Below are 8968 nucleotides of genomic sequence, written 5' to 3'. Positions count from 1 at the left end.
TCGGATTCTCCGGGTGGCTTCCAGACCATCCACATGGGGCATCTGCACATCCATGAGAATCAGGTCGTAGGGTTTTTCCTTCAGCTTTTCAAGAACTTCCCTTCCATTTTTTGCCACATCCGCCTTCAAGCCCAGGCGACCTAAAAATCCCAGGGCCACCTGCTGATTGGTTACGCTGTCTTCCGCCACGAGAATACGGGTTTCTTTCTGCCGGGGATGCAACAGGCACTCCGGAGGACGCGCATGGGGCTGCCAGGCTTTTTTCCCTTTTCCCGTCACCGAAACGGCCTCCCGCCGCAGGGCCAGGGTAAACCAGAAAGTGGTCCCTTCGTCTTCCCGGCTTTCCACCCCCATTTCACCGCCCATCTTCTCCACAAGCTCCCTGGAAAGGGCCAGTCCCAGGCCTGTGCCACCGTATTTGCGGGAAATGGAAGCATCGGCCTGGGAAAAGGGTTTGAATAAAAAAGGAATCTTATCCTTTGCGATGCCAATCCCCGTATCTTCCACAGAAAAGTACAGAATCTCTTCATCCACCGTCTGCCGGATACGCGAAACCCGCACGGAAATCCCGCCTCCATGGGTGAACTTCAGTGCGTTGCCCACAAGGTTGGTGAGAATCCGCCGTAATTTTTCCACATCCCCCACCAATTGATCCGGCACATCCGCTTCCACATGGCACAGAAAATAAAGTCCCTTTTCCCTGGCCATCAGGGTCATGGGAGCGCAGAAGGCATCCATGAATTTGCGGATGCCAAAAGCACCCCACTCCACACTCACCTGTCCGGCTTCAATCTTGGCAAGGTCAAGGAGGCTGTTGATCATGCCCAGGAGGGAACTGCAACTGTCCTGAATAATACGCACATAGGCCTTTTGTTCCGCATCCATCCGGGTGTGAAGCAGAAGATCCGTCATGCCCTGCACCCCATTCATGGGCGTGCGCAGCTCATGGCTCATGTGGGTGAGAAAAGCGCTTTTCGCTTCACTGGCCGCTTCGGCCTTTTCCTTGGCCTTTGCCAATTCCTGCTGCATCTTCTTGTGTGTCTCCACGGAAGCGGCAAGCCGGGTTTCCGTGACCCGGCGTTCAATGACACGCCCCACAAAGGCCGCCGCCTGCATCATAATATAAAGAAGCTGCTTGTCCTTTTTTTCTCCGGATGCGGAAAAAAAGAAAGCCGCGGCCGCCACATGGGGAGAATCGGAAACGGGCAGGATGCAGGCGCTTTTTGCCGGAGAATCTCCCTTATCGAAAAAAAGCGCCTTTTCCCTCTGTGCATCCCCCTCTGCCGTTTCCCCATGAACGGAAAGCACCAGGGGGTTTTTCAAGGCCATCAGATCTTCCAGGACAATTTCATCCTCAAGGGATCTGAGAAAATCAGTCCAAGGCCCTTGCGGCGCGCGGTGGTAGGCCGAAAACACCATGCAACCCGCCTCATTCTCCAGACCGATCCAGAGGGTGGCAGCTTCCCATTCCGCATAACCAGATATTTTTCCAAGAAAAACGTCCACCGCCGCTTCCATGCTGTCCGCATCCTGGGTGAGAACGGCAATCTCCCGCATAAGCTGGGTCAGCTCGGATTTGGCCTTGAACTGCAGGGCCCGGATTTCCGCCCTGCGCTGCCGGTTCGCCTGCTTGTGCAGCACCCGCGTCATGAGAAGAAGTCCCAGAACCGCCATACCGAAAATGAGGTACACATGATGCACTTCCCGTTTCCAGTTCTCAAGAACACTCCTTTTATCCACAGCCAGGGCGATGTGAAAGGGAAAATCAGGAAGTTGGCAGGTCGCCATGAGGGTGATTTCGTTCTCAAAGATACGCATCCCCCCCTGGGTCAGATTCCGGGTTTCAAATTGACGGAAATAGGGCCGCTCGGAAAGATGGGACTGGTTTTCCTGCAAAGGATCAGGAAAAGGAAAAGGCCAGCCTGTCAGAATCTCGCCATCCACGTTGTAAAGGGCAATGGCGTTCACTCCGCTGGGTTCGTATTCCCGATAACGCTCGCGGAAATAATTGAAATCCACACAGGCGATGAGAATGCCCCGAAAATCCCCATCCGTCGTTTCCATTCTGCGGCTGAATCGGATTACCGAGCCGGTGTTTTCATCTCCCCTGGCCACGCTGATATGAAAATCCATCATGGCATCCCTGTGTATTCCCAAAAGATAGGCAATATCCGCCCTGTCCATGCCCGGCATGGGCGTACCGAGGTAGGCATAAAACAGACGACCCTGCCCATCCAGAACATGAATGTTTTTCAGTTGATGCAGAAAAAGCACCCGTTCCCGGATTCTGCGGCGCATCTTTTCATCTGTGGGATTTTCCATCCCCTCCAGGGAAGACAGGAGGGAGACCAGGGTGATATCAATGGCCCGGAAAAGCCCGGAGGCATGCTCTGCCAGCATCCGGGCCTGAATCTGGGAGCGGCTGCCCGCCATTTCAAGAAGGGTCTTCCGGCTTTCCATCTTCGATACCATAACAAAGGCAAAGAAAAGGGATAGCAGGATCAGAAGGAGGATGCTGAAAACCACATAAGGGCTGGAAAAACAACGATACCGCAGTTTATCCTGATGCATGATGCTCCCTTTCCCATAACCTCCGTGAAAAAAACCGGCCTGATACCCCAGGTCTTTTTTCACGGATCGGTCGTCCCATTCCCGGAATGTGTTTTAAAAATCTCAAGGGTTTCTGCATAAAGATCTGGATGGACACCGATGGCTTCCATCATTTCCCTCTCCTTTGTCTTTAAAAAAGATCGGTATGCTGCAATCCGTTCTTCCGAAGGCGTATGCATCACCATCCCCGCATTTAAAAGAATCACCCTGGCCTCTTCCTGGGCTTTTCCCGCCTCCCTGCGGGCTTCCTCCACATGAGCCTCCCAGGTTTCCCGTAAAAGCGTCTGCAGGTCGGGAGAAAGCCGCCGCCAGAAACTTTTCCGGATCAGGGGAATGTATTGGGGAAAATACTGTTTATCCTCAAACACATGCCGAAGGCCAGACTCCCAGAGCCTTGCACTGCGAATGGTCTCATGGGTGGTCAGCACCCCCTCAATGTCGCCCTGAAGAAGCCTTGCGGGAAGATCCGGCCAGGCAATGGCCAAGGCTTTTCCGCCCAAAGCTTCGATGCGTAAGGCATTACCAAGCCCGCCCGCAACCCGGATTTTCATGCCCGCCATATCTTCCCGCACACGAATGGGACGGCTGCTGTACACATGGGCGTAGCCCAGATCCAGCCAGCGTCCGGGAACAACCACAGGAAGATTTTCTTCAATCAGGCTCGCCACGCGCTTTCCCACAGCCCCATCCACAACCGCATGAACCGCCTCTTTGCTGCGGCCATAAAAGGCAGGAAGAAGAAAAAGGCCCACATTGGGCTCATACCGATCAAAATGCCAGGTTCCGGGTACAGCCATCTCCACCCGGTCTCCCGCAAGGGCGCTCAGAACCTGGGCATCCCGGTAGAGCCTTGCGCTGTCATAGAATTCCACGCGCAAACGCCCCCTTGTCTTTTCCGCAAGATCTTCTGCAAAGCGTTTCACTGCAATGGAATGCACATGGCTCGGCGCATTCTCCACGGAAATGCGCATCAGGGGAAGGGGGGATTCCGCCTTTGCGAAACCCAGACTGAAAAACAAGAAAAGAAATACGCACAGCAAAACCCGGAGAGGGAAGGTGCCACGTTTTTGCATATTTTCTTCTCCTTGTACCGCAGCCTTCGTTTTTGACAAGCGCACCATGGCCGCCTACTATGGTTTTTATGATTCTGCGCGTCTTCCGCCGGGGTCGTGGGAGAGACGAAAAAAAACTTCCCCACAAAAACGCCGTTCACCAAAAAAGCCTTGCCAAGCGCTCCATTACAAAGGAAAATTTCCTCATGCATCCTGAGATTATGCCCGCCTTTGACCAAATCCGCAATGCCGTTTTAGGAAAGGATGAGGCCATCAGACGCTGCCTCGCCTGCCTTCTTGCAGGAGGCCACCTCCTCATTGAAGATCTGCCCGGCATCGGCAAGACCACCCTGGCCAAGGCCACGGCAAAAACCTTAGGCCTCACCTTCCGCAGAATCCAGTGCACCAGCGACATGCTGCCCGGCGACATCCTCGGCGTTTCCATTTTTGAGCCGAGGGAAAAGGTTTTCCATTTCCATCCCGGCCCCATCTTCACCCAGATTCTCCTTGCCGATGAAATCAACCGGGCCGGACCCAAAACCCAGAGCGCCCTTCTTGAAGCCATGGAAGAAAACCAGGTCAGCGTGGAAGGGGAAACCCGACCCCTCACAGCCCCTTTCTTTGTCATGGCCACCCAGAACCCAAGGGAGCAAGCCGGGGCCTATCCCCTGCCCGAATCCCAGCTTGACCGTTTTCTCATGCGCATTTCCATGGGATACCCGGATCGGGACGCGGAAAGACGCATCCTTCTGGGGGAGGCGAGAATGGCCCTTCCTGGCCTGAAACCCCTCCTTTCTGCGGAAAAAATCCTCCATTTCCGTAAAGAGGTGACGGCCATCCACCTCTCCGATGCCCTTCTCAGCTATGTGCAGGACATCCTGGAGTACACCCGCAGTGAGGATCTTTTCCATGTGGGCCTTTCACCAAGGGCGGGCATGGGTCTTATTCAGGCAGCGAGGGCCTGGGCCTTTCTCCACAAAAGGGACTTCTGCCTGCCCGAAGACGTACAGGCCGTCTTTCCCTGGGTGAGCAGCCACAGGCTTCAGAAATCCCGGGATCTTTCGGGTTTCACACCCGAAGAGATGGCAGAAATTCTCAGAGGAATCCCCGTACCATGAAGCCATACCGCCTGCCCCTCACGCCCAAAACCCGGCAGATCTATATCCTGCCCACACGGGCAGGCCTTTTCATGGGAGGTATTCTTCTTGTGTCTCTTCTCGCCTCCCTCAACGATACCAACAACCTTGGCCTGCTGCTCACCTTTTTTCTGTTCAGCATGGCCCTTTCATCCATTGTGCTCACCCAGAAAAATTTAAAAGGCCTCCACCTCAAAACCCTCTTTTGTCCGCCGGTCTTTGCCGGAGAACCCCCCTGCCTCCATCTGGAGCTTATGAGTCCGGAACGGGAAAGGGCTGGGCTTATGCTCATCACAGCCAGCCACCGCTCTCCCATAAAAAGAATTGGAAAGGATGAAAAGGGAACACTCATCCTGCCCCTGCCCCCCCAAAAAAGGGGGATCTTCCGCCTGCCAAAACTTGCCCTGGAAAGCCATGCACCCTTGGGCCTCTTTTACGCCTGGGTTCCCCTTGCACCGGAAGTGGAAATCGTGGTGTATCCCAAGCCCCTTCCCGGCCCTCTGCCCCGGAATCAGGGAACGGGAAAAGGAGATGGGGCCACAGGAGAAAAACCGGACAAGGACGGCAGTGAAGATTTCACAGGGCATAAAAGCTATGCACCCGGCGACCCCCTGTCCCGCATCGACTGGAAGATTCTTTCCCGAAACCGGGGCATGCACATCAAAACCTTTGAGGCTCCGGCTCAGATGCCTGTCTTTGATTTCAACGATTTTCCCGGCATGGACACGGAAGAGCGCCTGTCTCGGCTCTGCCATGGCATTCTCCTCGCGTCCTCCCGGAAAAAAGCCTTTGGCCTGCGCCTTCCGGGTAAAGATGTGCCTGCGGAAAACTCCACGGCACACAAAGATCGCTGCCTTTTTCTCCTGGCTGGTCACGCTGCGGAAGACTCCATGAAAAAAAGCTTTCCTGCCCTGCTCGAAACCATGGGAAAAAAAGACCATGTCCTTGTCATCCAATGAAGAGAGACTTCTCCTCCCGCCCCTTTTTGCAGCCCTTTTGCTTGCTGCAGGTCCACAGTTTCTGCACCAGCCCCTCTGGCTTTCCGCCCTTGTTCTTGCCGCATGGCTGCTCCGCCTTGCCATGGCCTTTAAAAACCTGCCCCTGCCCGGCAAAAAGACCCGGATTTTTTTCACCTGGATCGGCTTTTTCATCATCCTTGCGGGCAGCAGCGGCAGCTTCGCCCAGGATGCGGGCTCCCGCCTTCTTCTCATGATGGCGGCCCTGAAGCCCTTTGAAACCCGCACAAGACGGGATGCCGTAATCCTTGTTTTCATCGCCCATCTTCTCCTGCTTTCAAGCCTGCTTTTTTCCGAATCCCTGGCCATGGCCCTTTACATGCTGCTGCCCCTTATCCTCAACCACGGGGTTCTCGCTCTGATCCACACCCCGGAAACTGGCCTTAAGCCCCATATTCTTCAAAGCATACGCCTCTTTTTTCTTGCAGCGCCCCTGGCCCTCATCATTTTTCTGGTTTTCCCAAGGCTTTCAAGTCCGCTCTGGGGGATTCAGCGCACAACGCCCGAGGGGATTTCCGGCATTTCAGACCGCCTTCAACCGGGCAGCATGGCAAGCCTTGCCACAGACAATACCCCCGCCTTCCGGGTACACTTTGAAGGCCCCATTCCGCCAGCCAGTCAGCGCTATTTCCGGGGGCTGGTCTTCAACAAAGCCACCCCTGGCCTCTGGCTTCCGGACACGGACGCAAAGCCCCTCACCCTTCCGGAGAATCCAGCCCCGGTCTTTTCCCGCTATACCCTTATCCTGGAACCCCATCAGCAGAAGTGGGCCTTTGCCCTGGACTGGCCCACGGGCGAAAGCCAGGGATTTTATCTTGCAGAAGGCGGCCTTCTCCGAAGCCGGGAGAACATCAAACGCCGTGTGGCCTATACCCTGGAAGCTTCGGAAAAAAGTCTCCATCTGGATCCAGGAACAAAAGAGGATCTCCTTCTCCCTCCTGAGGAAAATCCAAAAGCTCTCGCCCTCGGACAAAGCATCCGGGAGCGCCATGCTGAGCCAAAGGCAAGGCTTGAAGCCATCCGCAGCTGGTTTTTATCAGAACCCTTCCGCTACACCCTGAACCCCGGCCTCCTTCCCCAGAAAAACGCCATGGATGCCTTTCTCTTTGAAACGAAACGCGGCTACTGCGAACATTTTGCCTTGGGCTTTGCCCTTCTTGCACGGGCCGCAGGGCTTAAAAGCCGGGTTGTCGGCGGCTATCTCGGGGGAGACATCAACCCCCTTGGCCCCTACCTTGTGCTGCGCCAGTCCGACGCCCATGCCTGGACGGAAGTCTTTCTTCCGGATACGGGATGGCAGCGTGTCGATGCCACTGCCTGGATCGCGCCGGAGCGTCTGAGTGAAGGGGGAACGCGCGCCGCCCTCCCCGAAGAGGACCGGCGGATTCTCGAAAGGGCAGGTGGGGAAACCTGGCTCAGGCAACACGCAAAGCCCCTGTTACAGCTCTGGGACAGCGCTACCCACCTCTGGCACCGTCAGGTGCTGGGCTACACCCATACCCGTCAGCAGGAAATTCTGAAACGTGCGGGAAGCTTTCTGAAGAGTATCCAGGCCTTCTTCTTTCTGGGAGGTGCTGGGGCGCTCGTCTTCCTTTTTCTTTTTTTAAAAAAGCACCTTCCGCCTTTCATGGCCAGAAGACCAAAAGAAGATATCCTTCTCCGGGCATGGATACTTTTGGGCAAAAAGATGGAAAAGGCGGGAGTGAGGCGTCTTGCCCACGAAGGGCCCCTTGACTACGAAAAAAAAATTGCAGAACAAAGACCGGATCTTGCGGCGGGTATCCGACCTCTCATTGCCGAATATGTGAGGCTGCGCTATGGTCCGGAAAAAACGGATGGGAAAGCCACGCAAAACTTGCTGAGGGCGGTGAGAAGGCTGAAAATTTCAGAAAGAATCTCAAGGTAAAAAAAAACTGCCCATTTTTTTTCAGCCAGGGTACCCCGGATGCACTGGCTGCACAGGCTTTATTCCATTTACAAAAAAAAGGACCATTCATGGCGGTTTTTTCTGAGTATGTGACCTTTTCTTCAAAGGGCCCGGCCCCATACCCTTCCCCGAGCCTCACCGAAGCCCTGCCCTTCTGGGAAGGGAATGGCTCCCTTGCATCCCCGCTCTATAAAGACAGCTATTTCTCAAGATCCGGAGCCACGGCCGAAAGCCGTCACATCTTTCTGCAGCAGAACCGCCTGCCCCACAGGTGGCTTGAAAAAAAGGATTTCCATGTCTGTGAAACGGGTTTTGGCACAGGCCTTAATTTTCTGCTCTGCACGGAACTCTGGCGTCGCTTTGCTCCCTTCGATGGTTTTCTCCATTATACATCCGTTGAAAAGCACCCCATTCCCCGGAGTCACCTTCAGGAAATCCACAGGGCCTGGCCCCCTTTAGCCGCCTTTTCCCAGCCTCTGCTCGAACACTACCCTCCCTCCCAGGCGGGCCGCCACAGCCTTTTTTTTCCGGACTGGCGCATTCGCCTGGATCTTATTCTGGATGAGGCCGCCAGGCTGGCATCTTACCTCCCCAAAAAGGTGGACGCCTGGTTTTTAGATGGTTTTGCACCAGAGGCCAACCCTGACATGTGGTCAGAGTCCCTTTTTGACACCATGGACGCATGGACAGCGGAAGGCGGAACCTTCGCCACATTCACCGCAGCGGGCTTTGTCCGCAGGGCTTTGACAAAAATAGGCTTTGACGTTGAAAGGGTTCCAGGCTTTTCAGGCAAGCGGGAAATGCTGCGGGGAAAAAGATAGGCGCTGAGGCCAAGACGCTATGCCGTTTTTTGTCATAAATCTCCGGCCAAACCTGACCTTTTTTGTCACACGGATCTTTTTTTCAAAACACCAGACATGCTGCCAGGCAACAGAACCAGGCGCAAAAAGGCCTTCCATCGGAGCTTATGCATTTTTTTTCATCATAAAAGACCCTGGCATACCAAATGCATAAAGGAAACACATCAAGCAACAAAAACCCCCAGGGGTTTTGGCAAGCGCAGCTCAGACCCCATATCCAACCGGCTTCATGAAAGGAGTTTCCTATGCTCAGTAAAATCAAGATGAGAAGAAACCAGAAGGGTTTCACCCTGATCGAGCTGATGATTGTTATTGCCATCATCGGTATTCTGGCGGCCATCGCCATTCCGCAGTTTGCCAAGTACCG

Annotated in this window: 7 protein-coding genes; 5 read left to right on the top strand and 2 right to left on the bottom strand. The window is 54.6% G+C overall.

Annotation, left to right across the window (positions count from 1 at the left end):
- Positions 1 to 2571: ATP-binding protein (locus RBR60_RS15370; protein ID WP_320358399.1), on the bottom strand; the 2571-nt coding region annotated here is incomplete at its 3' end.
- Positions 2572 to 2630: 59 nt separating this feature from the next.
- On the bottom strand, positions 2631 to 3683 hold the full coding sequence (dctP, locus tag RBR60_RS15365; protein WP_320358396.1) for a TRAP transporter substrate-binding protein DctP: 1053 nt from the start codon (positions 3681 to 3683) through the stop codon (positions 2631 to 2633).
- Between the two features lie 185 nt (positions 3684 to 3868).
- On the opposite strand from dctP, the gene RBR60_RS15360 reads away from it, so the two are divergent.
- The 5 genes from RBR60_RS15360 to RBR60_RS15340 form a co-directional block, all read left to right on the top strand.
- On the top strand, positions 3869 to 4780 hold the full coding sequence (locus RBR60_RS15360; protein WP_320358394.1) for a MoxR family ATPase: 912 nt from the start codon (positions 3869 to 3871) through the stop codon (positions 4778 to 4780).
- Entirely contained in the window at positions 4777 to 5757 is a 981-nt protein-coding gene (locus RBR60_RS15355; protein WP_320358392.1) for a DUF58 domain-containing protein, read from the top strand. The genes RBR60_RS15360 and RBR60_RS15355 overlap by 4 nt, the downstream gene beginning before the upstream one ends.
- Positions 5738 to 7720, top strand: a complete 1983-nt coding sequence (locus tag RBR60_RS15350) for a DUF3488 and transglutaminase-like domain-containing protein (RefSeq protein ID WP_320358389.1) — start codon at positions 5738 to 5740, stop codon at positions 7718 to 7720. The genes RBR60_RS15355 and RBR60_RS15350 overlap by 20 nt, the downstream gene beginning before the upstream one ends.
- Before the next feature lie 89 nt (positions 7721 to 7809).
- On the top strand, positions 7810 to 8562 hold the full coding sequence (mnmD, locus tag RBR60_RS15345; RefSeq protein ID WP_320358388.1) for a tRNA (5-methylaminomethyl-2-thiouridine)(34)-methyltransferase MnmD: 753 nt from the start codon (positions 7810 to 7812) through the stop codon (positions 8560 to 8562).
- Between the two features lie 302 nt (positions 8563 to 8864).
- On the top strand, positions 8865 to 8968 hold a 104-nt coding region (locus RBR60_RS15340; RefSeq protein WP_320358401.1), incomplete at its 3' end, for a prepilin-type N-terminal cleavage/methylation domain-containing protein.

Origin of the sequence: Desulfobotulus sp. (assembly GCF_034006065.1) — a bacterium.
Lineage (GTDB): Bacteria > Desulfobacterota > Desulfobacteria > Desulfobacterales > ASO4-4 > Desulfobotulus.
The sequence above is the reverse complement of the archived record's forward strand: the minus strand, read 5'-3'. Positions and strand labels throughout refer to the sequence as shown.